A 25,485-nucleotide genomic window follows, 5' to 3' on the forward strand; every position below is an offset into this window, starting at 1 on the left:
AAGAACGGGCATTTGTGCCCGATCCCGCCACATCTACCATCTGCAGAGTTCAATCCTGACAACTCGGAGGTGAGATGAGCGACTCCCATGCAACCCGCCTGGTCGTCAACGGTAAGGAAACGACGCTGGTCCTCGAGCCGGCGGTCACCCTGCTGGACGCCCTGCGCGACGACCTGGGCCTGACCGGCACCAAGAAAGGCTGCGACCATGGCCAGTGCGGCGCCTGCACGGTCCTGGTCAATGGCCGCCGCATCAACAGCTGTCTTTCGCTCGCGGTGATGCACGACGGCGACGCGATCACGACGATCGAAGGCATCGGCACGCCCGGCGAGCTGCATCCGATGCAGGCCGCGTTCATCCGCCACGACGGCTTCCAGTGCGGCTTCTGCACGCCGGGCCAGATATGCTCGTCGATCGGGGTGCTGGACGAGATCCGCCGGCAGGTTCCGAGCCACGCCACGCGCGACCTGCTGGCGATCGATGCCGGCGACGACGAACTGCGCGAGCGCATGAGCGGCAACCTGTGCCGCTGCGGAGCGTATCCGAACATCATCGCAGCGCTGCGCGAAGTCGGGGAGGGGCGACCATGAAGGCGTTTACTTACCAGCGCCCCGCCTCCGTTCAGGAAGCGGTGGCCGCCGTGCGCGCGAATCCGGGCGCCCGCTTCATCGCGGGCGGCACCAATCTGCTGGACCTGATGAAGCTGCACGTCGAGACGCCGGCCCATCTGGTGGACGTCAACCGCCTCGGACTCGACCGGATCGAGACGACGCCGGAGGGGGGATTGCGCATCGGCGCCATGGTGCGCAACGCCGACCTGGCCGCGCACGAGGGCGTGCGGCGCGACTATGCGCTGCTCAGCCGCGCCATCGCCGCCGGCGCGTCCGGCCAGCTGCGCAACAAGGCCAGCACCGCCGGCAACCTGCTGCAGCGCACGCGCTGCCCCTATTTTTATGACCGGGCGATGGCCTGCAACAAGCGCACGCCGGGCAGCGGCTGCGCCGCGCTGGGCGGCCACACCCACAACCTGGCGATCCTGGGCGCCAGCGAGCATTGCATCGCCACCCATCCGTCGGACATGGCGGTGGCCATGCGCGCGCTCGATGCCGCCGTGGAAACCGTCGACGCGGACGGCGCCACCCGCGTCATCCCCATCGCCGCGCTGTACCTGCCGCCGGGGACGACGCCGCACCTGGAAACCAGCCTGCGCCGGGATGAGCTGATCACGGCCGTGACCCTGCCGCCGCCGCTCGGCGGCGTGCACGTTTACCGCAAGGTGCGCGACCGCGCCTCGTACGCCTTCGCGACCGTGTCGGTCGCGCTCGTCGCCCACTTGAAGAATGGTAGAGTAAGCATCGGCCGGATGGCGTTCGGCGGCCTGGCGCCGGCGCCCTGGCGCCGCGAGGAGTCCGAGCGCATGCCGGAAGGCGCATCGGCGGCGGACATCGCCGACAGCGTGCTGGCCGGGGCGCGTCCCACGGCGCACAATGCCTACAAGCTCGCGCTGGTGCGCCGCACGCTGGCGGCCACCATGGCGCACGTTCAGGATATCCAGTCGCAAGGAGCACGCACATGATCGGCTCGCCCATCGAACGCATCGACGGCCCGTTCAAGGTCAGCGGCACGGCCCGCTACGCACTGGATCGCCGGGAAACCGAACCGCCCCTGTCCGGCGTCATCGTCGGCGCCGCGATCGGCCTGGGACGGATCCGGCGCATCGATCCGGCCGAGGCCGAGGCGGCGCCGGGCGTGGCCCTGGTGCTGACCCACTTGAACGCTCCGCCCCAGGGCCGGCTCGACACCTCGACGCCCGCCCAGTTCTCGCGCGCGCGGCCGGTGTTTACCGACGATCGCATCCGCCATGCCGGCCAGGCGGTGGCGCTGGTGGTGGCCGACACGCTGCAGCGCGCCCAGGCGGCGGCGGCGCTGCTGGTCGTCGAGTATGAGCCGGAAGAAGGCGAGTTCGTGCTAAAAGACCAGGAGGGCTACGCGCCCGAAACCGCCAATGCCGGCTTCGCGACCGACACCGCCGTGGGCGACTTCGAGCATGACTTCGCCGGCGCCCCGGTGCGCCTCGACCGCGCCTACCGCACGTCGCACCAGGCCGCGCACGCTCTCGAGCCGCATGCCTGCCAGGCGCGCTGGCAAGGAGACCAGCTGCACCTCTGGAGCAGCCTGCAAAGCATCCGCAACGCGCGCGCCGCGGTTGCGGCTACCTTGTGCGTGCCGGAGGAAGCGGTCCATCTCGACGCCGCCTTCGTGGGCGGCGGCTTCGGATCGAAACTGAACATGCATGTCGAGACCATTTGCGCAGCGCTGGCCGCGCGCATCCTGGACCGGCCGGTGCGGGTATCGCTCGCGCGACGCCAGATGACGTCCCTCGTCGGCGGGCGGCCGGAGACACGCCAGCGGGTGCGCCTGGCGGCCACGCCGGGCGGACGCCTGACCGGCATCGCGCACGAGGTATGGATGCAGGGAAGCCGCGACGAGGAGTTCGTCGAGCAGACCGCCACCGTCACCCGCTCGCTGTATGCGGGGGCGCACCGCCTCACGCGGCATCGTGTGGTGCCGCTCGACCGCCCGCTGGCGGAGGCCGTGCGCGCGCCGGGTGAACTGCCCGGCCTGCTGGCGGTGGAGACGGCGATGGACGAGCTGGCATATGAACTGGGAATCGACCCGGTGCAGCTACGCCTGCTGAACGACGTGGCCATCGATCCCGAGCGCGGCCTGCCGCTGTCGTCCCGCAGGCTGGCGGACTGCCTGCGCAGCGGGGCCGAATTGTTCGGGTGGGCGCGCCGTCCGCAGGCTCCCGGCGCAGCGCGCGAGGGGCGCCTGCTGGTCGGTTGGGGAATGGCGTCGGCAATCCGCAGCCATTTCCAGAGCGATGCGCGCGCCATCGTACGGGTGGCCGGCGATGGACACATCCAGGTCCTCTCCGACATGACAGACATCGGCACCGGGACCTATACCATCGTGGCCCAGATGGCCGCCGCCACGCTGGGCGTGCCGCTCGAAGCGGTCGAGGTCCAGCTGGCGCGCACCGACCTGCCCGCCGGCGGCGGCTCGGGCGGTTCGTGGGGCGCGGCCAATACTTGCCTGGCCGTGCGGCGCGCCTGCGAGGCCCTCAAGGACAAGGCGCGCGCGGGCGGCGTGCTGGCGCCCGGGCTGGAGGCAGAGGGCAGTATCGTCGGCCAGGCGGACGACCCGCGCTACGAGCGCTTCTCGCAGCATGCCTATGGCGCCCACTTCGCCGAGGTGGCAGTGGACATGGACACTTTCGAGGTGCGGGTGCGCCGGATGCTGGGCGTGTTCGCGGCAGGACGCATCCTCAATGCCAGGACCGCGCGTTCGCAGCTCCAGGGCGGCATGATGTGGGGCATCGGGTCGGCCTTGTCCGAAGCCGGCCACATCGACCCGCGTTTCGGCCACATGGTCAATGGCGACCTGGGCGAGTACCTGGTGCCGACTCATGCCGACGTGCCGCCGATCGAGGTGCACCTGCTCGACGACGTCGACGAAGGCGCCAACGAGATGGGTATCAAGGGCGTCGGCGAACTGGGCGCCTGCGGCAGCGGCGCCGCCGTGACCAACGCCATCTATCACGCCACCGGCATCCGGGTGCGCGAGTTCCCCATCACGCCCGCCAGGTTGCTGCTGGCCGCCGAGTCGCCGGGAAGGTGTTGAGCGCCATGTCCGGAAAGCTGAGCGCATTACGGCAAGAGCTGGTCGAGTGCCTGCGGCGTGGTGCGCCCGGAGACGGCCTGCACATCACGGCGGTGCCGAAGCTCAAGCTCTTGCGCGCGTCCAGCGCGTCGTCCATGGCCGAGGTGCTGTACGAACCGGCCTTGTGCCTGCTGGCCCAGGGGCGCAAGCAGTTGCTGGTGGGCGAGGCGCGTATTGCCTACGATCAGGCGCACCACCTGGTCGCCGTGCACGACATACCGGTCTCGGGCCAGGTAGTCGAGGCATCGCTTGACGCCCCTTACCTGAGCGTCTGGCTTGACATCGACCCGCTGGTGGTGGGCTCGCTGCTGCTGGGCCAGGGCGTGCCGGCCGCGCCCGCGCCGGAGCATGACGACGTCACGCTCGGCATCTATACCGCGCGCACCGACGAGGCGTTGCTGGATGCGGTGCTGCGCCTGTGCCGGCTGGTGGAGACGCCCCAGCACATCCCCGAGCTGGCGCCGCTGGTCTACCGCGAGATCATCTACCGCCTCTTGAGCGGCGAAGGCGGTTGGCGCCTGGCGCAATTCATGACGCCGGGGACGCAGTCGCACCGCATGCGCGTCGCCACCCAGCAGATCACGCTGCGCTACAAGGAGCCGCTGCGCATGGGCGAGATCGCGCAGGCGGCCAATATGAGCCAGTCTTCGCTGCACCACCATTTCAAGCTGGCCACCAATATGACGCCCCTGCAGTACCAGAAGCGACTGAGGCTGCAGGAGGCGCGGCGCCTGCTGGTGTTCGAGGCTACCAGCGTGGCCAGCGCGGCGCACCGGGTCGGCTATGAGAGCGCGTCGCAGTTCAGCCGCGAGTACACGCGCGCTTTCGGCATCAGTCCGTCGCAGGACGTGCGCGAACTGCGTTCTTCCCTGTTCCGGTCGCGCGGCGGCACGCCACCGGGCCTGGACGAATTGAGCCAGGCCGAGCGCGCCACCTGGGCCGCCGTCGGCCAGGCCGTCACGGCCGAACCGGCGACCTGAACGAGGAGGGCATCGGCATGCAAGGGCCATCGTCCCACTGTGCGCAACAGCGCCTGATCGAGCTCATGCTGCGCATAGCGCCGCATGACGGCCTGCACGTGACAAAAGTGCCGAAACTGAAGCTGGTCCGCGTCTCTGGCCCCACCGCCCTGGGCCAGGTGCTGTACCAACCCGGTTTGTGCCTGCTGGCGCAGGGATCGAAACAGCTGCTCGTGGGCGATACCCGGTTCGTCCACGACAGCGCGCGCCATATGGTGTTCGCGCATGACATCCAGGTGTCGGGACAGGTGGCCGAGGCGTCGCCCGAGAAACCGTATCTGTGCGTCTGGCTCGATATCGACCCCGCGGTGATCGCCAGCCTGCTGCTGGAGGACGCGCACCAGGCCGCGCCGTTGCCGACCGGCGTGGACGCCACCTTCGGCATCCATACCGCCAGCACTGACGACGACCTGCTCGACGCGGTGCTGCGCCTGTGCCGGCTGCTCGAGACGCCGCGCCACATCCGCCAGCTGGCGCCCCTGGCCTACCGCGAAATCATGTACCGCCTCCTGATTGGCGAAGGAGGCTGGCAACTGGCGCATTTCATGACGCCCGGGACCCAGCCGCACCGCATCCGGCTCGCGGCGCAGCAGATCACGCTGCGCTACAAGGAGCCGCTGCGCATGGAAGAGATCGCGCAGGCGGCGAACATGAGCCAGTCGTCGCTGCATCATCACTTCAAGCTGGCCACCAGGATGACGCCCCTGCAATACCAGAAGCAGTTGCGCCTGCAGGAGGCGCGCCGCCTGCTGGTGTTCGAGGCGGCCACCGTGGCCAGCGCGGCGCACCGGGTCGGCTACGAAAGCGCCTCGCAATTCAGCCGCGAGTACACACGCGCTTTCGGCGTCAGTCCCTCGCAGGACGTGCGCGAGCTGCGTTCCTTCCTGTTGCAGCCCGCGTCCGGCGCGCCGGACGGCCAGCCTCAGAAAGTATAGTCCGCCTTGACGTAGGCCGAGCGTCCATTCATGCCGAACGGGCAGGTCTCCCAGCAGTGCGTGAAGCCCATCTGCGGGAAGGGCGCCGCGCGCTCGGGATCCCAGCGCGTCGGATAGGTGTCGAACAGATTGTTCACGCCCGCCGACAGCGCCAGGTTCTTGTTGAAGGCATAGCGCCCGGTCAGGTCGACGATCCACTTGGCTTCCCAGGTCTGCACGAATGGCGCCGTGAACCCTTGGCCCTGCACCTCGCCGAAGTAGTTGGCGCGCGCCGTCAGGTTCCACGGCCCGGTGGTGTAGTCGGCCGACACCACGTGGTGCTTGCGCGGCTGGCCGCGTTCGATCAGCGTCACCTGGGCGTCGTCGAACAACTGGGCGCCGGTGAGTACCGGCGACTGCGAGTGGCGATCGTCGACCTCGGTCTTGTTGAAGCCCAGCTGGCCCGACAGCACCAGGGTCGAACCCTGGCCCTTGATGGTCTGCTGCGCCACCAGGTCCAGGCCGGTGGTGGTGGTGTCGATCGCATTGGTGAAGAACTGGGCCTGGCCCACGCGCAGCGGATCGAGGATGTTGCGGATAGGGCAGGCGGCCGGCGTCGCGCAGGGGCCGGACTCGGGCGCGATATTGCTGGAGAAGACGATGCGGTCGTCGATCCTGGTGCGATACACGTCGGCGGTGAGCGAGAAGCCCTGGGTCGGGCGCAGGATCATGCCGATGCTGGCGCTTTTCGAGGTTTCTTCCTGCAGCGGCGCGATGCCGAAGGCGCGCGTGACGGCGCTGTCTTCGCGCGCGGTCAGGGTCTCGGTCAGCACGCCGGCGGCGTTCAGGTTGGTCGAGACCGAGCTGTAGAACTTCTGCTGCACGCCCGGCGCCCGGAAGCCGGTCGAGGCGCTGCCGCGGATGCCGACCGTACGGCTCGGGTCCCAGCGCAGGCTCAGTTTGCCGATGGTGGTGTTGCCGAAGTCCGAGTAGCGCTCGTGGCGCGCCGCGGCGCCGAGCGTGACGCTGTCGCCGAATTTGCGCTCCAGGTCCAGATAGTAGGCGGTGTTGTGGCGGCCCTCGTCGACCGCGGTGCTCGGGGTGTAGCCGGGGAAGCCCTGGATGCCCGAGGCGGCGATGCCGCCGTTCTGGTCGCGGATGATGATGGCGGGATTGTTGGTGCGGCCATACTGGTACGAGACCGGATCGCCGGCCTCGATCTCGTAGTTATCGCGCCGCCACTCGAAGCCGGCGGCCACGAACAGCTCGCCGCCCAGTACATTCACCGGGCCCTTGAAATCGAGGTTGAAGGTGGTCTGCTCGAACTTGAGCGTGCCGGTGTCGGCCGACGTCGGCGATTCGCCGTTCTCGTACCAGTAGCTGACGTTGATCGAGTTCCGTTCGTGGAACTTGAGCTGGCTGCGGCCATGGTTGATGCTGGCGTCGGCGTTCCAGCCGTTCGGCAGGTCGTGGCGGTAGCCGACGGCCAGCGAGGCGTCCTGCACGGTGGTCACGATATTCGGCAGGAAGCCGTTCGGATAGATCTCGGGCACGTTGCGCGAGTCTTCGGCCGGGCGGAAGAAGCCGCCCGAATCGCCCTTGCGCTTGGAGGCGCCGCCGAAGGCATACAGTTCGCCGCCGGCGGTCGGGATGGCCGAATTCAGCCACAGGTAGTAGTCCTTGGCGTTGCTGTCGCCCAGGCGCTGGGTCACGCGCGGCGGGTCGACGCGCAGCGTGTCCGGGCCGGCGCGATTGGTCTCGTCGCGCTTCCTGGCCTCGACCGACAGGTTCAGGTAGCCGCCGTCGGCGCCCAGCGCGAAGCCGCGGTTGGCGCTGGCCGAATAGGTGTCGCCGTCGCCTTCGTCGGTGGTGCCGGCGCTGGCGCTCAGGGTGCCGTTGCCGGCGCCCTTCTTGAGGATGATGTTGATGACGCCCGCGATCGCGTCCGAGCCGTACTGCGCCGCGGCGCCGTCGCGCAGCACCTCGATCGACTGGATCGCCGACAGCGGGATCGCATTGATGTCGGTGCCGGCCGAGCCGCGGCCGATGGTCTGCTGCACGTTGACCAGGGCTTGCTGGTGGCGGCGCTTGCCGTTGATGAGCACCAGCAGCTGGTCCGGGCCCAGGCCGCGCAGGGTGGCGGGGCGGATGATGTCGGTGCCGTCGCTCACGAAGGTGCTGGTGAAGTTGAACGAGGGGTCGAGGTCTTGCAGCACCTTGCCCAGTTCGAGCGTGCCGGCGGACTGGATGTCCTTGCTGTTGATGAGGCCTACCGGGACCGCGGTGTCGAGCGCGGTCTTGGCCTGGGTGCGCGAACCGAGCACCACCACCTGCGACATATTGCTGTCCGTCTCCTGGGCGCTCACGGGCGCCAGTGCCGCCATCAGTGCCGACGCCAGCAGGGCGCGTTGCGGCAGTATTTTCTTGTTCAACTTCATGGTCATCCTCTACCCCCTGCAATGAGTTTTGTCATGTCATCCGCTTGTTCGGATGTCATTTGATGTTAGCAATGGGATATGTCCGTACACTACGAAGATATTGAAATAAGTAAATACGAAGGTAAATAAGCGGGATGTCCGTGGCGCAAAAGAGACGTGCTCTTGTAGTTCACAACATTTTCATGAGTGTCGGGTAATGCATTGAGAATAAAGAAGTTTTTGGTGAGAAATGTTGCAGGAAAGAGTTTGCTGGATTGTTACGTTCTCTAACAAGATTTCCAATGGTGTGCTGCCGAGGGGCTTTAGCATAGGTCTCAAGACGGCGCTTTCGCCGCACTTCGTAGGCAGCCACATCATGATCCAACGACGAATCGACGAGCGGTCCGCGCTCGCTACCGAATATGCGTTGTTCCTGGCCGAGACGCGTGGCGTGTCGGCGGGGCTGGTGTACCTCGAGAGCTGCAATGTCTCACAAGAGGTCCTGCTGCGCGCCATGCAGGATCCCGCCGCCCGCCGCAACCGCGAGCGGCGCCAACGGCAACGGAACGACTAGATGAATATCACCCAGCTATGCAAGCGCTACGGCCTTGAACACCACGGCAGTCTCGAAAGCGCCTGGGACGCCCACGGGCCGACCGGCATCGTGCTGATGCAGCTCTGGCACGCTCCCAACCAGAAGATCGATGATCATCCACTGCCGGGCGCGCAACTGCGGGTGCGCTGCATGGATGCCGGCCAGGGCGGGGAAGCGGATGAAGAGGCGCATGCCGCCCGCGTGCGCAGCATCGCGGCGGTAGAGAAGGGCGCGCGCGGCTTTGCCGCGATGTCGATCCCGCCGAGCCAGTCGCGTGGCGCCGGCGCCTGGGCCAAGTACGCCAACCTCGAACGGGTGTTCCCGGTGCTGGGGCTGGAGCGCGAACCCTGCGGCGCGGTGTTCGCGGTGCTCGGCGCGCCGGTGCCGGCGTCCGAACTGGGCGTCAGCGGCCACCTGCCGGGCCGCCGCCCGCCCACGCCGCGCCATAAACTCACGAATGGTCGCGCATCCACTCTTTCAGGCCGTTGACCCAATTCTTGGCCGGCAGGTTCAGGCGCCGCTTGATCTCGCCGGCGCGCTCGTACAGCACCGCGAAGTCGATCTCGGGCGCCTCCTTGAAGGCCAGCACCACCACGTTCGCATCGTGCACTTCGGGCAGCCAGGCGACGGCGTCGAAGACCTGTTCCATGTTGAGGAAGTTCTTGTCGTAGTTGCTGAAGTCGCCGAACACATTGGCGGTCATGAGGCCGCCCGGCGCCAGGCAATCGCGGCAGCCCTGGTAGAACTCGACCGAGTCGAGCACCGGGCCGCGCGCGTCCTGGTCGTACAGGTCGACCTGCAGCACGTCGAACTTGCCGTGGTTGCCGCGATCGAGCACGAAGTCGAGTGCATTCATCTCGCGCACGTCGAGGCGGGCATCGTTGTCGGGCAGGCCGAACAGCGCGCGGCAGATCGCGATCACGTTGGGATTGAGTTCGACCGCCGTGACCTTCGCCTCGGGAATGCGCTGGTAGCAGAACTTGGTGAGCGCGGCACTGCCCAACCCGAGCTGGGCGATCTGGCGCGGCGCGCGCTGGAACAGCGTCCACATCATCATCATCTGCACGTATTCGAGCTCGATCGTGTCCGGCTTGGCGATGCGCATCGCGCCCTGTACCCAGGAGGTGCCGAGGTGCAGGAAGCGCACGCCTTCGAATTCGTCGATGGTGGCGGGCGGATGGCCGGGCTGGGCGAAGCGGGGATCGATGGTGGAAGGCGGCATGGTCGCAACGAGGCAAAATCAAAGCCGATCTTACCAGAGCGCGCCGGGCTTCAGCCGGATGGCGGGGCGGATAGCGCCGGCAGGAACAGCGTCACCGCCAGCCCGCCGCCGTCGCGGTTGGCGAGCAGGATGCGTCCGCCGTGCGCTTCGGCGATCTCGCGCGCCAGCGCCAGCCCCAGGCCGGTGCCGCTGCGCTTGGTCGAATAGAAGGGCACCAGGGCCTGGGTGAGCACGGTGTCGCTCATGCCGCTGCCGCGATCGAGCACGTCGATGCGCAGCTGGTCCTGCACGCGCCGCACCTGCAGCCCGACGTCTTCAGGCTTCGAGCCCGATTCGTGCGCATTCTTGAGCAGGTTCAGGAGCGCCTGTTCGAATTGGGCGGCATCGACCCAGGCAGGGTCTGGCGGCAGCTCGCCTTCGACCGAAAAATCGACCTGGCCGGCCAGGCGCGCGACCAGGTCCGGCCACGGGCAGGCTTCCAGGCGCGGTGTGGGCAGCTTGGCGAAGCGCGCATAGCCGAGGATGAAGCTTTCCAGGTGGCGGGTGCGCTCGCCGATGGTCGAGAGGATCTGCGGCAAGCGTTCCACCTGCCCGCGCCGTACCAGTTCGGCGCCGGAGTGGGCCAGCGAAGCGAGCGGCGCCAGCGAGTTGTTGAGTTCATGGCTGATCACGCGGATCACCTTCTTCCAGGTCTGCACTTCCTGGCGCCGCAGTTCGGCCGTCAGCTGGCGCAGCAGCAGCAGCTCGTGGCGGCGCCCGTTCAGGTTGAAGGTGCTGCGCGCCAGGTGATAAACCTCTTCGTCCTCGCCCTGGCCGGCGCTGAACAGGCCGTCGCCGCCGCGCGCCAGCGCTTCGCGCAGGGCCGGCGCCGCCTCGTCGAGCACGGCGCGCAGGGCGTTGCCCTCGAGCTTGCGGCCATGCGCCAGCAACTGGCGTGCGGCGACGTTGGCGTAGACGATGACACCTGAGTGCTCACCCGCGTGGGCGGAAGAATCGGCTACCAGCAGCATCGCCACCGGCGTGTTCTGCACCATCGAGTCGAGCAGCAGTTCGCGCTGCACCAGGCCCAGGCGCTGTTCGCGCAGCACGGCGCCAAGCCGGTTATGGGCCGCGATCAGGTCGCTCAGCTCGTCGTTGTGCGGCCAATGCAGGCTGAAGGAAAAGTCGCCGTCGCGGTAGCTGTCCACCGTGCCTTCCAGTGCGCGAAACAGCGACAGGATGGGCTGGACTTGCGCGCGCAGGGTGATGATCGCCACCGGCAGCAGTCCAAGCAGGCACAGGCCCGCGACCAGCAGCGGGCGGCCGGGGAACAGGGCATCGAGGCCGAGCGCGGCCAGCATGGCCAGCACGAGCAGGGTGCCGACCAGCGCCGACAGGCGCGTGACCAGCGAAAACCTGGTCCGCGTCGGCGCCTGGCTCATGGACGTTCGATTCCCAACCGTTCCATGCGGCGGTACAGCGCCTGGCGCGACAGGCCAAGCTCGTTTGCCGCCTGCGCCACCACACCGCCGGCGCGCGCCAGCGCTCCCACGATGGCGTCACGGTCGGGCTCCGTGTCCTGGGCCGGCAGGCTGGCCGCCGGTAGGCCGAGGTCCGCCACCGTGATGGTGCCGCCGGCGGACAGCAGGTTGGCGCGCGCCATCACGTTCTTCAGTTCGCGCACATTGCCGGGCCAGGGGTGGGCCAGCAGTGCCGCTTCGGCCGACGGGTGCAGGGTCTTGCCATGCGCCAGGAAGGATTGCGCCAGCGGCAGGATGTCGCCCGGGCGGCTCGTGAGCGGCGGCAGGCGCAGCTCGATCACGTTCAGGCGGTAGAACAAGTCTTCGCGGAAGGTCCCGGCGCGGATCATCGCGGAGAGATCGGCATTGGTGGCGCTGATCACGCGCACCTTCACCTGCCGCTCGCGGTTCGAGCCGAGCCGCTCGAAGCGGCCGGTTTCCAGCACCCGCAACAGTTTCATCTGTCCGGCCAGTGGCAGGTTGCCGATTTCGTCGAGGAACAGGGTGCCGCCGTCGGCCGCCTCGAACTTGCCTTCGCGCGCCTTAGATGCGCCGGTATAGGCGCCGGCGTCGGCGCCGAACAGCTCGGCCTCAATCAGTTCGGACGGCAGGGCGCCGCAGTTGAGCACCACAAAGGGGCCGTCGGCTACCGTCGAATTGGCCTTGATGATCTCGGCGATGCGCTCCTTGCCGGTGCCGTTGGGACCGGTGATCAAGACCGGCACGAAGGCAGCAGCCACCTGGCAGGCCAGGTGCAGCACGCGTTCGGTGGCCGGGTCCTGCCACACCAGGCCGCGCAGGTCGAAGTTCAGCTCGAGCTCGCGCTTGGCCTTGTGTTCGCGTTGCAGGCGGCTGGCAAGCAGCCGGTTGGCCTGGCCCAGCTCGATCAGGTTGCTGACCGTGGCCAGCAGGCGCTCGTCGTTCCAGGGTTTGGAAAGATAGTCGGCGGCGCCAGCCTTGACCAGGTCGACCGCCGCATCCAGGTGGGTCCAGGCGGTGAGCAGGATCACCGGCAGGTCGGGATGGCGCAGGCGGATCTCGCGAAACAGGGCCACGCCTTCCTCGCCCGACGTGGTGTCGGCCGTGAAGTTCATGTCCTGGATCACCAGGTCGACCGGCTCACGGCCGAGGAGGTCCAGGCCCTCCTCGGGCGAGGCCGCGCGCAGCGCCGCGATGTCGTGCAGCGAGAACAGCACTTCGAGCGCCATGGCGACGGCGGCATTGTCGTCAATGATGAGAACTGTGGGCATGGCCGCCAGCATAGCACCCTCCCGCCTAGGTGCTGCGGGTGGCCAGCGCCGGCGAGGTGCTGGCCGCGCGCCACGCCGGGCCGTAGGCGGCCAGGATGCCGATCGTCCAGAACATCAAGGCGCCGCCGGCAAGGTACACCAGCGGCAGGCGCGTCATTTCCAGCTTGCTCACCAATAGCCCGTTCAGGCCCACGCCCAGCAGCACGCCGCCCGCGACGCCAGCGCTGGTGATCAGGACATTCTCGACGATGAAGTAGCGCAGGATGTCAATCTTGCGCGCGCCGAGGGCACGGCGCACGCCGATCTGCTTGCGGCGCTGGGTCACCCACAGGCTGGCCATGCCGACGATGCCGCTGCAGGTCACCAGCAGCAGCAGCACGCTCACCGTCACCAGCATCCATGACAGCGCCATGTCGGCACGGTAGCGCTTCTGGCGATCCTGCTCCACGGTGGCGGTTTCGAGGATCATCGGGATCAAGGACGACTTGCGCAGCGCCTGCTCGGCATCCTTGATGATGCGATCGCGTTGGCCCGGTTCGGCGCGCACGGCATAGATCGCGCCGGCTGCGCCGTACAGCCGCGCCGGCATGATCACCGAGAACTCGCCCAGGTCCCCGATCTGGACATGCGCGGTCTGCAGGCGCTCGACGACGCCGACGACCATCGCGCCCGGCGCGTCGCCTGTACCGAAGTACATTGTCTTGCCGATCGCAGAGGCGCCAGGCCACAGCCTGTCGGCCAGCGCCTTGGTGATGATGACGGTGCGGGGCGGCGTGCGCTCCTGCTGCTCGTTGATATCAACCAGCTCGCCGGGAAGAAAATCACGGCCCTCCACCAGTTGCAACCCGAAGGTCTGGACCAGGGAATCTCCCGACACGTACATGGCGGCCGACGTGGTCTCCTGCTGGGGATCGCGGGTGGCCGACATGCTGCTGGTGCTGCCACTGTTCGACAAGGGCATTTGCGAGACATGCGCCACCGAGAGTACGCCCGGCACCCCGCGCAATATCTCGGTATGCCGCTTGATTGTCGCCAGCATCTGCTCCGGGGTATCGTTGTTCAGGCTGCGTACCTGGAAGTAGAAAGTGGCTGCCTCGTCGAGCAGGCCGGACGGGCGGGCGGCGACGGTGCGGCGCTCGTTGACGATGTGTAGTGCGTTGGCCAGCAAGGCCAGGCTCAGCGCCACTTGCAGCGCGACCAGGATCGGGCCGGTCTTGTTGCGCAGGAGCGCCGAAAGGATGGGACGGATTTCCATGGAGGCTCCCGGATTATTGAGATTTGAGTTGGATGGCCGGCGTGACCTTGCAGGCGCGCCAGGTCGGCAACAGGCCCGCAATCACGGCAGCCGCGATCGACATCACGAATGTCAGGGCCAGCATTTGCCAATCCATGCGCGCAGCGGCCGCCATGCGCGCGCTTTGCATGCCGATCAGTGCTAGCGCGCCGAACGACAGCGCCAGGCCGAGCAGACCGCCTGCAAGGCCGATCACACCGGTCTCGATCAGGAATTGCCGGAAGATGTCGCCACGGGAGGCGCCCAGTGCGCGCCTGATGCCGACTTCGGTTGCACGTACCGAGAACTTGGCCAGCAGCAGGCCGATGGTGTTGACGAGGCATAGTACCAGGAAGGCGAATGCCAGCCACGCCGACAGCTTGCTGTCATTGCCGACGACCTTGAGCTTTTCCATCCATTCCATCACGTTGTACAGCGCATTGGGGGCGTTGCGCTGCATCCGGCCAAGCTTGCGCTGCTCGCTCGCATAGTTGTCGATATAGGTTTGCAGTTCGGCGCGATCGGCACTCGAGCGGGTCTCGAACCAGAACTGGATCCAGGTGCACTCGGAGGCGAGCAGGTTGGCGTAGCCGCTTTCGCGGTTGCTGCTGCAGCTCATGCTGCCGGAGTGCCCGGTTTCGTGGCGGATGGCGCTGGAAAATGGGATGAAGAATTCCTCGCCCTGTCCAGGGTGGCCGCCGCCGACGAGCTTGTAGTAGCGCGTCAGCGGCTTCCAGGTATCGGTTACCCCAACCACCGTGTAGGGATTGCCCATCAGCGTCAGACGTTGGCCGATCGGGTTCGCATCGCCGAACAGTTTTTCCGACATGGCGCGGCCGAGCACGACGACGTCCGCCCCGCGTTCTTCGTCCTGCTCGCTCCAGGCCTGTCCGTGCAGGAAAGGCACGTCGAACATGGCGAAAAAATCGCGCGTCGGCGCGATGCCATTGCTTTTGAAGGCCGACATATCCTTGCGCGGCGGTTCGATCGGAAGCTGCACGCCGTACATGGCCGTGCGGCGCTCGCCCTGGCCGCCGCGCAGCAGGTTTGCGGCATCCTGGTAGCTCATCTGCATATCGTCGGGTTCGGCGCCGGGCGTGTAGCCATCCAGCCCACCGTTGTCGAACTGCGGCACGAACAGGCGTTCGCTCTTGGATGGGATCGGGTCGCCCGACATCATGTGCAGGATAGTGAGGGTCGAGACGCTGGCGGCCACCCCGATCGCCAGGGTCAGGACCATCAGCGCGGTCAGCGCCGGATTACGGCGCAGGCTGCGAAGGCCGAGCTTGAAGTAGTAGCCGAACATGGAGGCTCCTTATGCCGGCAGGCCGGCGTTGGCGTCGCTATCGACGTTGGCCAGGGAAGGGCTGCGCCGCACCAGGTCGGACACCTGGCCGTCGATGATGTGCACATTGCGATGGGTGCGCACCGCTAGCTCGGGATCGTGGGTCACCATCAGGATGGTGGTGCCGGCGGCGTTGATCTCCTCCAGCAGTTCCATCACGCCGCGCGCCATTTGTGTATCCAGGTTGCCGGTCGGTTCGTCAGCCAGCAGCAGTTTCGGCGAGCCCGCCAGCGCGCGCGCGATCGCAACCCGCTGCTGCTGGCCGCCCGACAGTTCGGCCGGATAATGCTTCATGCGCGAGGCCAGGCCGACTTTGGCCAGCGCGTCCTCGATGCGCTCCTTGCGCTCGCGCGCATTGAAGCCGCGGTAGCGCAGCGGCACGTCGACATTGTCGAACAGGTTCAGGTCGGGGATGAGGTTGAAACCCTGGAAGATGAAGCCCAGCTTCTCGTTGCGCAGGCGCGAACGGGCAGCGTCGTCCAGGCCCTTTACGTTCACGCCGTCAAGGATGTACTCGCCCGAGGTGAATTCTTCGAGCAGGCCGGCGATGTTCAGGAAGCTGGTCTTGCCCGAGCCGGACGGGCCGGTGACGGTGACGAATTCGCCAGGCTTGACCTGGATCTCGAAACCGCGCAGCGCATGGGTCTCGATCATCTGGGTACGGTACACCTTGCTCAGGTTGGACATGCGCAGCATGGTTTGCTCCTTGTTCTGTTTGTGTGCTTGAGGGTAGTTCAATTGTTGAGCGAGACGCGTGCGGCGTCCTTGAAGGCGTCGGTGCCCGAGATCACGACCTGGTCGCCCGGTTTCAGTCCGGACACGATCTCCACCGCCGAGATGCTGGTCGCGCCCAGCTGGATCGGGGTGCGCACGGCGACGCCGTCCTGCATCACATACGCATGCCGGCCACCTTCGTTCTCGACGAAGGGGCCCCGCGGGAGCATCAGGACGCCAGGCTTCTCCTCGATCAGGAGGCGCGCCGTGACGCGCTGGCTCTGGCGCAGGCCCTTGGGCTGATCGCCGTCGAAGCGCACCCGCGCCAGCACCTGGTTCTTGACCACCTCGGGTGACAGCGCCGACAGCTTGCCGGTGGCGCGGCCCGAGGGCAGGGTGATCTCGGCGCTCATGCCCAGGCCCAGGTCGCCGGCATAGGTTTCGGGCACCTCGACCTCGACTTCGAGCTTGGACAGGTCGACCAGCGTCATCAGGGGGGCATTGGCGATGACCACCATGCGGTTCTGCACGTTCAGGGTGCCGATGAAGCCGTCCACCGGCGCGCGTACGGTCAGTTCGTCGACGCGGCGCTGGGCGTTGGCCATCGACAGGCGCGCGCGCTCCATCTCGTTGGTCTTGGTGCGGATCGCCAGCTGGACGTCGTCGCCTTCGAGGTTGGCCGCCTGCGCCGCATGCTTGGCGCGGATGCCGGCCGAGTTGAGGGCATCCTGGGCCTTCTGGTAGTCGATCTTGGCGATGATGCCGACCACGCCCACGCTGTCGTAGCGCTCCACCGTGCGCTGGGCCGACAGGCGTTCGATCTCGGCGGTGTCGGCTTCGCGCTTGGCCAGCAGTTGCTGCTTGCGCGCCAGGATCTGCTGGCGCGCCACTTCGGCCTTGAGCTGTTCGTAGGTCGAGACTTCGCGCTTGAGGGCGTCGCTCAGGTCGGGCGACTCCAGTACCGCCAGCACGTCGCCCTTCTTGACGGTGTCGCCGGCGGCGACCTTCAGGTTGACGGTGGCGGGGGCGGTGGAATACAGGGTGGGGCTGACGGCAGCGACCACGCGGCCGTTGACGGCGGCATCACGCACCAGGGTGCCGCGCTGGACTTCGGCGATGCGCACGCGGCTGCCGGAGACGGAATGTTCGCTGCCGCTCCAGGCCGCGAACACGGCGACGCTGGCAGCCAGCAGGGCGGCGGCGGTACCGATCAGCAGCGCGGGGCGCTTGAACTTGTGGGACGCCGGCGTGGCGACGACGGCGTCTTGTTGGGATGTATCGCGGATCATGTTGTGTCCAGTAACGACGAGTTTCCTGTCGTTACTGCACGATCCGTGCCAGCGCTTATTCCAATGTTAAGTCATTGATTCATATGGGAGAGGCCGGACGGACACCACTGTCCGCGGTGTCCGTCCGGCCTGGGCCGGTCGTTCGCGGACAGGGCTGTCCGCGTTCAGGAGCTCACTTCTGCGGCTGCTGCTTCTGCCCATACTTGCCCACGATTTCGCCCTTGGCCAGCACATGGCCCTTCATCGCCTGCAGCACCTGGTCGCGGTCGGCGCCGAATGGCACGTCGAGCATCTTGTCCAATGCATAGACCTGGAAGTGGTAGCGGTGCGCCGCCTCGCCGACCGGCGGCCTTGGCCCATAGTAGCCGGGCGCGCCGCGCGTGGTACGGCCCTGCAGCACGCCGTCCGGGTCGGACAGGCGCGGCTGCTCCTGCACGCCTTCCGGCACGCTGGTGATGGTGGCCGGGATGTTCCACATCACCCAGTGCACGAAGGGCGTGACCGGCTTGGCGTCCGGGTCTTCCACGATGACCGCGTACGATTTCGCGCCCGCCACAGGTTTCCAGGACAGCGCCGGCGAGACGCCGTCCGCATACTCGGTGTAGCGATCGTCCATCGTCCCGTTGGCGCTGAAGCTCGACGAGGTCACGCTCAGTTGGCCTTTGGCCTCGGTCTCGGGGCGCTTGTTCGCCAGCGGGACCTTGTTGCCCTTGTTGACTTGCTGCTCCATGGGGCCGGCCGGCGCCTTCGGCGGCGTGGCGGCGGCTGCCTTGCCACCGGTGTAGGCGATGCGGTAGATCACACCATTGGCGTCGTCCGCCATCAGGAGCGCGCCGTCCTTCGCCAGCGCGAGGCCGACCGGACGCGCGATATGGGTCTTGCCGCCGTCCGTCAGGAAGCCGGTGACGAACGGCTCGACCGACTTCGGCTGGCCGTCCTGGTAGCGCACGCGCACGATCTCGTAGCCCGATGCCGGCACCCGGTTCCACGAACCGCGCATGGTGACGAAGGCGTCGCCCTGGTAGTCGGCCGGGAAGGCGCTGCCGGCGCCCCAGACCCACTGCATTGGCGCCGCGTGGGCGGTATAGCCCAGCACCATCGGCGTGCTGCGCGCCTTCCATTCTTCTTTGGTGATCTCGCCCTGGGGCGTGCTTTGTGGGTAGATCTCGCCGGCCCCGTAGACGTGCGGCCAGCCATACTGCTTGCCCAGCTCGATCTTGTTGATCTCTTCGGGCTGGACGTCGTCGCCCAGGAAGTCGATGCCATGGTCGAAGCCCCACAGCTCGCCCGTGGTCGGATGCCAGCCGAAGCCGATCATGTTGCGCAGGCCGCTGGCGAAGATGGTGCGGCTTTTACCATCGGGGGATACGCGCAGCAGGGTGGCGTTTTCCACATTGCTTTCGTTGCAGGTATTGCAGGTGCTGCCGACGCTCAGGTACAGCATGCCGTCCGGGCCGAAGGCCATGGTACGGTTCGGGTGCTGGCCCGAATCGGGCAGGTCGCCGATCAGCATCTTGAGTTCGCCCAGGCGGCCGTCGGGCTTGATGTCGGCCACGAACAACTCCTTGACGGTGACCAGATACAGCTTGTTGTCGCGGATCGCCAGGCCGTGGGCGCCGGCGCGGTTGGCCACCGTGACCGGCGCGCCGTCGGCGCGGCCGTCGCCGTTGGCGTCGCGCAGCAGCAGCACGTCGCCCTGGTCGCGCCGGCTCAGGTAGACGTCGCCGTTTGGCGCCACCGCGATGATGCGCGCGTTCTTGAGGCCCGTCGCGAAGGCGCTGACCGTGAAGCCAGGCGGCGCCTTCAGGGCAGCGATGCGCTCAGGCGTGGCCTCCACCTTATTGGGTTTCCAGACGTTGATCTTGGTGGAGAACATGGTGCCGTCGCCCTGCTGGGCGGTAGCGGAACCGAACACCATGCACAGCGCGGCTGCGAGCGAAGCGCGTTTCATTGGGGCCTGCCTTTCTTGGTCATTGTTGGTGGGAGCCTTGCGCCAATGATCGTGCCAGCGATTCGGAACGCGGTATGTTTGGAAACGTACATTGTCGGATTCAATGTTGAACATGCGCCACGGGTAATTTCAGCCCATAAATTTTTTCGATCTTGCAAGATGGCAATCGATCCGTATATTGGATTGGCACCCGGCGTCGCCGGTTCTCCAGAAAGTTCATCAGTGTCGTTGTTCGACCGCCTGCAAGACCTGTTGCGCAGCCTTGCGCTCGCCCCACCCGCCCCGCCGCCGCGCCATTTCTTCATCCCGGACGAAGTCGAGCGCCTGTACCGCCTCAATGGCGCCGCCGGCATCGACGACCAGACCTGGAACGACTTGCTGCTCGAATCGTACGAAGAGAAATTGGCGCCCCGGGCCAGCATCTTCGCGCGCCAGGTGCTGCACCGGCGCCTGCGGGCCGGCATCGACGATGCGGCGTGCGTCGCACAGCGCGCGCGCCTGCAGGCGCTGATGGATGACCCGGCGCGGCTGGATGCGATCGACGCCAGCCTGTCTACCTTGCGCCATGCCGATGCCGAGGTGGCCGGACTGCTGTTCCAGGATACTGCGCCGACCATCCCGTGGTGGCCGCGCTGGCTATGGCTGCTGCCGCTCGCGCTGCTGCTGTCGCTGGCCGCCCTGGCGACCCTGCCGCTGGGCTGGATGTTGACCCTGGCGGCGCTGGCGCCCCTGATGGCGCTGCAGATGCGCCTGCACCGCCCGCTCGAGCAATGGGCCGCCACCATCCGCGCGCTGCACGCACTGCTGCGTGCGACCAGCCTGCTGGGTGGGCAGGGCGGGCAGCTGCTGGAACCTTTCGTGGCGGCGCGCCCGCGAGCGGAACGCCTGCACCTGCGCCTGGCGCGCTCGCTGAGCCTGCGCATGATTCCGGGCGCGATCCAGTACGCCGACTGGTTCGCGGCGGCCAATGTGGTCTACCATTTCAAGACGCTGCGCATCGTGCACGCCGAGCGCGCCTTGCTGCGTGAGTGCTACCTGGCCTGCGCCAACCTGGAGGCCGACGTGGCCCTGGTGCGCCACCTGGCATCGATCGGGCGCTGGTGCTGGGCCGAGCGCGGCGATGCGCGCACCCTGGTGCTGGAGGGCGGCATCCACCCGCTGATGGAAAGTCCGGTTGCGCTATCGGTGGCGCTGGAAGGAAAAGGCGCTTTCGTCTCGGGCCAGAATGCCTCGGGCAAGAGCACCTTCCTGCGCATGGTGGGCCTGAACGCAATCGCGGCGCGCGCCTTCGGCTTTTGCTATGCCGCGCGGGCCTGCCTGCCGGCGGTCCCGGTGCGCGCCAGCATGCAGAACGAGGATTCTCTGCTGGGCGGCGAGAGCCTGTACATGGCGGAACTGCGGCGGGCAAAGGAATTGCTGGATGCCGCAGGCCAGCCGCCGGGCATCTGCCTGATCGATGAGGTATTCCGCGGCACCAACCACCTGGAGTCGGTATCGGCGGCGTGCGCCGTGCTGGAACAGCTGGCCGGCCGCGACCTGGTGCTGGTGTCGTCGCACAACCTGGTGCTGGCGCCGCTGCTGCGCGAGCCGCTGGCGCCGTTCTTCATCGACACCGCCGGCGGCCAGCCGGTGCTGGCGCCGGGCGTGCTACGTAACCCGAACGGCATCGCGCTGCTGGCGAGCCAGGGCTTTGGAGCGGAGATTGAAAACAGGGCGGCCGAGGTGGCGCGCTGGTTGAGCAGCCACCTCGTGGAGCCCGCCCCGCCTCAATCTTCCAGCTTCAAGGCCTTGGCGATATCGTCCCAGGCCACCGCCTTGTAGTTCTGGGCCGCGTCCGGCATGCGCTTGAAGCCGTCGTGCACCACCAGCATGCCGCGCGCGAACGGGCCGCCGAAGTTGGCCGAGCTCACTTCCAGGCCGTCGGTCTCGGACGCGCCATCGATGCCTGCCACCGGGTCCATGCCGACCCGGAAGGCGCCGCGCACCTTGAACGGCGGCGCCGCATCGAACACCACGTAGCTGCTATTGCCCTGGCTCGACACCACCAGGTAGCTCTGCTTGTCGCCGTGGTAGATGCCCATGCCTTCGATGTCGTCGTGCAGCCATTCGCCCACCGGCATCACCATCTTGAGCGTGGCCGGCTGGTCGGCCTTGGCCGACGTGACCCACAGCGCCTTGTCTTCTTCGCCCACGAACAGCAGGCCGCTGTGGTCGTCCGCCACGCAGCCTTCGGGTTGCGTCGCGACCTTGAACTGGCGCGCCAGCTTCGCGCTGAACTTGCCGCCGCTGCGGGTGATCTGCCAGTGCTCGTAGCGGCCGTCCTTGTCGTTCACGAAGGCGTCCATGCCGCCTTCAGCGGTGCGGTAGGTGCAGGTGCCGTAGATGTCATCCAGGCCGGTCGGCAGGCGCGCGGCTTCCGCCAGAGTGCCCCTGGCGTCGATCGTGAACAGCACCATCGCATTCTCGTCGCGCTGGGTGGCCAGGGCCAGGTCGAAGCGCTCGTCGCCGAAGCGCAGGTCCTGGCGCACGTCGACGTTGTTCAGGCGGCCCGCCGGCAGGAACTGGGTTTCCTTGCCCTGCAGGTCGTACACCAGCATGCCCTGCTTCTTGTTGGTGCCGAGGATGCGCGACTGGGTCGCATCCTTCGGGTTGACCCAGATCGCCGGATCGTCGGCGGCGTCGCCCAGTTGCGCGACCGGCGCGGTCTGCATGCGCGGCATCACGATCGGCAGTGCGCGCGGCGGCGGGGTGCCGGCCTTCCATGCCAGCGCCGGCGCCTGCCAGCCTTTCTTCGTCTGCACCAGCAGCGAGGCGCCGTCCAGCGCCACCAGCTGCTTGCCGCCCAGCGCGCGCGCCGGCAGCGCAGTCCAGGCCGCGCCGGCGCGGCGCCAGCTCAGCAGGTCGCCCTCCTCGTCCAGGGCGGCCACGCCGCCCGGCAGCACGGCCAGGCCCTCGATCTCGCCGGCCAGCTTGCCGTACGGCGCGCGCAGCGCCACCGGCACGCGCGCCGACGGACCTTCGGCATCGGCGCCATAGGCCCACAGGCCCATGCCTTCCTCGGCCACGAATAGCGTGGCGTGGGCGTCGTCGACGCGGCAATGGGTAACCGCGGTCGGCAGCGCCAGGCGGCGCACCAGGCGATAGCCGCCCTGCGCCTCGCTGCCCAGCAGCCACTGCTGCGCCTGGCCGTCAGGGCCGACCATGAACACATGGTCCAGGCCCTGGGCGTCACGGTACATGCAGGCAGCTTCCAGGCCGAAGCCGGCTTCCGGCATCGGCGGCAAGGCTTTCAGTGCGCCGGCCGCGAGGTCGACCCGCACCGGTTGCACGCGCTCGGTGTTGGAATCCATGATCACGGCCAGCACGCCTCCTTCGACCGGGCGCAGGTCGAGCTGCTCGGCGCGGATGGGCAAGCTGGCGCGTTCGCTGCCGTCGGCGCCGACCAGGCGCAGGGCGTTCTTGTCGAGCGCCAGCCAGGCGCCGCCCGGCAGCGCGGCCAGGGCTTCGGTCCTGGCCAGCGAGGCCGGCACTTGCGGCGCAGCGGCGGCGGCCGCGTGCAGGGTGGTGAGGAGAACCAGGGATACGATTTTTTTCATTAGAAGATGCTCGCTTTCAGGCCGATCTTGAAGGTGCGGCCGTATTGTTCATGTTGCGCGTTGCGGGACTTGTCGCCCATGTACACGTAGTATTTTTCGTTGTTCAGGTTGCTGGCGTCGAAAGTCAGCTGCCAGCGCTTGTCCAGCTTGAACGACATCGAGAAGTCCAGCTGCTTCTGGGCGTCGACGTAGCGGTCCTGGCTCGCATCGAGCACGTCCTCGCCCAGTTCGAGCAGGTAGGGCGACTTGTAGTTCATCGCCAGGCGGGCGCTGAACGGACCGGACTCGTAGCCGACCATCAGGTTGCCGATGCGGTTCGACTGGCCCGGCATGCGGATGCTGCGCGAAGCCACGCCTCCATCGCCATCGGCGCTCTCGATGTCGGCCCGCGAGTGAGTGATGGCGCCGTTGATGCCGATCAGCAGGCCGTTGAACGGCGCCGGCAGCATGCGCAGCGGCTGCTGCCAGGCCAGTTCGATGCCGCGCACACGCGCTTTTTCGCCGTTGGCGTACGAGATCGCGCTATTGAAGTCGGCCCAGGCTCCGCGTCCGGCCAGGTCGGTGGCGTAGGTGAAGTCCTTGATATCCTTGGTGAACACATAGGCCGACACCACGCCGTCGCCGCCGATGGTGCGCTCGATGCCCAGGTCCAGGTTGTGCGAGCGCAGCGGATTCAGGTCCGGATTGCCGATCGTGGCTTCGTCGTCGCCATCCAGGCTGACGCCCGGCGCCAGTTGGGCGAAGTTGGCGCGCACCACCGAGTTGCTCCATGCCGCGCGCAGGCTGGTGTGCTGGTCCATGTCATAGCGCAGGTGCATGCCCGGCAGCCAGTTGGTATAGGAGCGCGATGCGCCGCGCGGCGTGATTTCTTCTTCGTCCGTCACCTGCGAGCCGTCGGCCTTGAAGCGGGTGCGCTCGGCGCGCACGCCCGCCAGCAGCGACCAGGCGCCGCTGCGCAGGCTGGCCTGCACGTAGGCGGCGTCGATGTCTTCCTGCAGCTTGAAGTCGTCCAGCGCCGAGTCGACGATCGCGCGTGCGCCGTCGCGGTTCAGGCCGGCCAGGCGGGCGCGTACCAGGTTCGGGTCGAGCGTGTAGCCCAGGTTGCCGAACGGGTAGTCGATGCGGGTGCCATTGACGAAGGCGGCCATCGAGGTCGGGCCGGCGCCCCAGTAGTCGCCATCTTCCGGGTCGTCGCTGCCGAATTCCCAGGCGTCCGTGTCGGTGCGCTTGTCGCGGCGGGTGGCCTTGGCGCCGAATTTGAACGCGCCGCTCCAGTCGCCGGCGTCGAATTCGCGCTGCAGGTCGAGGCGCAGCTGGTGGCTGGTGTCCTTGGCGTAGGCGCGCTCGATTGCGAACGAATCGAGCTCGTAGTTGGCGGCGTCGGCCACGCCGGCGGGGGCGATCAGGTGCGGAGCGCGGGTGTTGGTGAAGCCGACGCCCTCGAAGCTCTCGATGTTGGTGAAGCGCGCGTCGCTGATCGCGTTCGGCGTCTTGTCGGTGGCGCGGCTGGTGGCGGCCTCCAGGTGCATCTTCCAGGCGTCGCCGAAACGGCGGTCCATCGAGCCGGTGAGAGAGCGGATCTCTTGCGTGTACTTGCGCTGGCGCAGGCGGCGCTCGACGGTGGCGGGAGCGAGTTCGCCCTCAAGGACGCTTTCCTCGTCGTTCTCGAAGTCGCCCACGGTCATGCGGTCGCGCGACTCTTCGTCCGAGAAGCGGCTGAGGAAGCCGCGCAGGGCGTAGCTGGTGCTGGCGTCCGGGCGGTAGTCGAGGTTGAAGGCGCCGGCGCGGCGCTCGCGCGTGGGCAGGTAGTCGCGCATCTCGAAGCCTTCGAGGCGGTTGCCGTCCCAGGCGCCACCGGTTTCCACGTTGTCCGAGCCGAACTTGCGCTTCTCGCCCGACAGGCCGGCGGCGATGCCCAGCTTGCCGTCCATGAAGCGCTGGGCCCACAGCAGGTTGGCGCTGGGGCTGTTCTGGTCGGTATTGGTGTCGTGGCTGGCGGCGACGCCGACGCTGAGCAGCTTGCCCGGCAGGTCGAACGCCGACAGGGTCTTGACCTCGACCGTGCCGCCCAGCGAGTTGGCGTCCTGGTCGGGCGTGGCCGACTTGGTCACTTCCAGCGAGCGCACCAGGCCGGCCGGCAGCACGTCCAGCGCCACCGCGCGTCGCGTCGCTTCCGGCGAGGGCACCATGGCGCCGTTGATGGTCACGCTGTTGTAGTCGGCGTCCAGGCCGCGCACCACCACGTAGCGGCCTTCGCCCTGGTCGCGCTGGACCGAGATCCCCGGCACGCGCGCCAGCGCCTCGGCGGCATTCTTGTCCGGCAGGTGGCCGATGTCGTCGCTGCTGATGACGCTGACGATGTTGTCGGCCTGTTCCTGGGCGGCGATGGCGCGCGCCAGGCTGGCGCGCTGGCCGGTGACGACCACGCTGGATTCGACGGCCGGCGCGAAAGCAGGGGCAGCGTGGACGCCGGCAGCGGCCAGCAGGCTGGCGGTGATGGCGGGGAGGGCGAGATAGCGCATGGGGGCAAGGAGATAGTTGGAGTGGGGCGGATTCTGGTGTCCCAATATGACGAGTTGGTGACGCCCTCCCAGCGCCGGAGTCCGGTCGAGCCCCGTCGGGCCGACCATGAGCTGAAATGACCCGCCGCCCATGACGCAGGCCGCATGGCGCGGCCG

19 protein-coding genes are annotated in these 25,485 nt (G+C 67.6%); 8 read left to right on the plus strand and 11 right to left on the minus strand.

Going from position 1 to position 25,485, the window contains the following annotated elements; translation table 11 throughout:
- Window positions 1–74: 74 nt before the first annotated feature.
- The 5 genes from SOM28_RS24795 to SOM28_RS24815 are packed head-to-tail and all read left to right on the plus strand — an operon-like array spanning window position 75 to window position 5,677.
- Window positions 75–590 (plus strand): 2Fe-2S iron-sulfur cluster-binding protein, encoded by a 516-nt coding sequence (locus SOM28_RS24795; protein WP_320469771.1) that lies wholly within the window; start codon window positions 75–77, stop codon window positions 588–590.
- Complete coding sequence (locus SOM28_RS24800) at window positions 587–1,576, plus strand: FAD binding domain-containing protein (RefSeq protein ID WP_123067553.1); 990 nt, start codon at window positions 587–589, stop codon at window positions 1,574–1,576. The genes SOM28_RS24795 and SOM28_RS24800 overlap by 4 nt, the downstream gene beginning before the upstream one ends.
- A complete protein-coding gene (locus tag SOM28_RS24805) occupies window positions 1,573–3,684 on the plus strand; it encodes a xanthine dehydrogenase family protein molybdopterin-binding subunit (RefSeq protein ID WP_123067552.1) in 2,112 nt (703 codons plus the stop codon). Before SOM28_RS24800 ends, SOM28_RS24805 begins: the two co-directional genes overlap by 4 nt.
- Before the next feature lie 5 nt (window positions 3,685–3,689).
- Window positions 3,690–4,703, plus strand: coding sequence for an AraC family transcriptional regulator (locus SOM28_RS24810; protein ID WP_320469772.1), 1,014 nt, complete (start codon window positions 3,690–3,692; stop codon window positions 4,701–4,703).
- 17 nt (window positions 4,704–4,720) lie between these two features.
- Window positions 4,721–5,677, plus strand: a complete 957-nt coding sequence (locus tag SOM28_RS24815) for an AraC family transcriptional regulator (protein ID WP_320469773.1) — start codon at window positions 4,721–4,723, stop codon at window positions 5,675–5,677.
- On the opposite strand, the gene SOM28_RS24820 is transcribed toward SOM28_RS24815, so the two are convergent.
- Window positions 5,665–8,094 (minus strand): TonB-dependent receptor plug domain-containing protein, encoded by a 2,430-nt coding sequence (locus SOM28_RS24820; protein WP_320469774.1) that lies wholly within the window; start codon window positions 8,092–8,094, stop codon window positions 5,665–5,667. The two genes, SOM28_RS24815 and SOM28_RS24820, sit on opposite strands and share 13 nt — an antisense overlap.
- Before the next feature lie 355 nt (window positions 8,095–8,449).
- On the opposite strand from SOM28_RS24820, the gene SOM28_RS24825 reads away from it, so the two are divergent.
- Entirely contained in the window at window positions 8,450–8,647 is a 198-nt protein-coding gene (locus SOM28_RS24825) for a hypothetical protein (protein ID WP_148043931.1), read from the plus strand.
- Complete coding sequence (locus tag SOM28_RS24830; RefSeq protein WP_123067547.1) at window positions 8,648–9,157, plus strand: hypothetical protein; 510 nt, start codon at window positions 8,648–8,650, stop codon at window positions 9,155–9,157. It abuts the gene before it with no gap.
- Here SOM28_RS24830 and SOM28_RS24835 read toward each other — a convergent pair.
- The 8 genes from SOM28_RS24835 to SOM28_RS24870 all read right to left on the minus strand — a co-directional run bounded on the left by SOM28_RS24835 (window position 9,120) and on the right by SOM28_RS24870 (window position 19,211).
- Window positions 9,120–9,890: a spermine/spermidine synthase domain-containing protein gene (locus SOM28_RS24835; protein ID WP_320469775.1), complete on the minus strand. Its 771-nt coding sequence runs from the start codon at window positions 9,888–9,890 to the stop codon at window positions 9,120–9,122. The genes SOM28_RS24830 and SOM28_RS24835 overlap by 38 nt on opposite strands.
- A gap of 50 nt (window positions 9,891–9,940) precedes the next feature.
- Window positions 9,941–11,311: a sensor histidine kinase gene (locus SOM28_RS24840; protein ID WP_320469776.1), complete on the minus strand. Its 1,371-nt coding sequence runs from the start codon at window positions 11,309–11,311 to the stop codon at window positions 9,941–9,943.
- The gene (locus tag SOM28_RS24845; protein WP_123067555.1) at window positions 11,308–12,639 is read right to left on the minus strand and encodes a sigma-54-dependent transcriptional regulator; all 1,332 of its coding nucleotides are present in this window, start codon (window positions 12,637–12,639) and stop codon (window positions 11,308–11,310) included. The genes SOM28_RS24840 and SOM28_RS24845 overlap by 4 nt, the downstream gene beginning before the upstream one ends.
- Window positions 12,640–12,664: 25 nt before the next feature.
- The gene (locus SOM28_RS24850) at window positions 12,665–13,894 is read right to left on the minus strand and encodes an ABC transporter permease (RefSeq protein WP_123067544.1); all 1,230 of its coding nucleotides are present in this window, start codon (window positions 13,892–13,894) and stop codon (window positions 12,665–12,667) included.
- A gap of 13 nt (window positions 13,895–13,907) precedes the next feature.
- A complete protein-coding gene (locus tag SOM28_RS24855; protein WP_123067543.1) occupies window positions 13,908–15,218 on the minus strand; it encodes an ABC transporter permease in 1,311 nt (436 codons plus the stop codon).
- 9 nt (window positions 15,219–15,227) lie between these two features.
- Entirely contained in the window at window positions 15,228–15,953 is a 726-nt protein-coding gene (locus SOM28_RS24860) for an ABC transporter ATP-binding protein (protein ID WP_123067542.1), read from the minus strand.
- 38 nt (window positions 15,954–15,991) lie between these two features.
- Window positions 15,992–17,260 carry an efflux RND transporter periplasmic adaptor subunit gene (locus SOM28_RS24865; RefSeq protein ID WP_320469777.1) on the minus strand — a complete coding sequence of 423 codons (1,269 nt, stop codon included), beginning with the start codon at window positions 17,258–17,260 and terminating at the stop codon, window positions 15,992–15,994.
- Between the two features lie 172 nt (window positions 17,261–17,432).
- Entirely contained in the window at window positions 17,433–19,211 is a 1,779-nt protein-coding gene (locus tag SOM28_RS24870; RefSeq protein WP_320469778.1) for a YbhB/YbcL family Raf kinase inhibitor-like protein, read from the minus strand.
- A gap of 222 nt (window positions 19,212–19,433) precedes the next feature.
- Here SOM28_RS24870 and SOM28_RS24875 point away from each other — a divergent pair, with 222 nt between their 5' ends.
- The gene (locus SOM28_RS24875) at window positions 19,434–21,032 is read left to right on the plus strand and encodes a MutS-related protein (RefSeq protein ID WP_320469779.1); all 1,599 of its coding nucleotides are present in this window, start codon (window positions 19,434–19,436) and stop codon (window positions 21,030–21,032) included.
- On the opposite strand, the gene SOM28_RS24880 is transcribed toward SOM28_RS24875, so the two are convergent.
- Complete coding sequence (locus SOM28_RS24880; protein WP_320469780.1) at window positions 20,978–22,807, minus strand: phytase; 1,830 nt, start codon at window positions 22,805–22,807, stop codon at window positions 20,978–20,980. The two genes, SOM28_RS24875 and SOM28_RS24880, sit on opposite strands and share 55 nt — an antisense overlap.
- Window positions 22,807–25,329, minus strand: a complete 2,523-nt coding sequence (locus tag SOM28_RS24885) for a TonB-dependent receptor (RefSeq protein WP_320469781.1) — start codon at window positions 25,327–25,329, stop codon at window positions 22,807–22,809. The genes SOM28_RS24880 and SOM28_RS24885 overlap by 1 nt, the downstream gene beginning before the upstream one ends.
- Between the last annotated feature and the right edge of the window lie 156 nt (window positions 25,330–25,485).

Origin of the sequence: Massilia sp. CFBP9026, from assembly GCF_034045165.1 — a bacterium.
In the GTDB taxonomy this organism is placed as follows: domain Bacteria; phylum Pseudomonadota; class Gammaproteobacteria; order Burkholderiales; family Burkholderiaceae_D; genus Telluria; species Telluria arenae.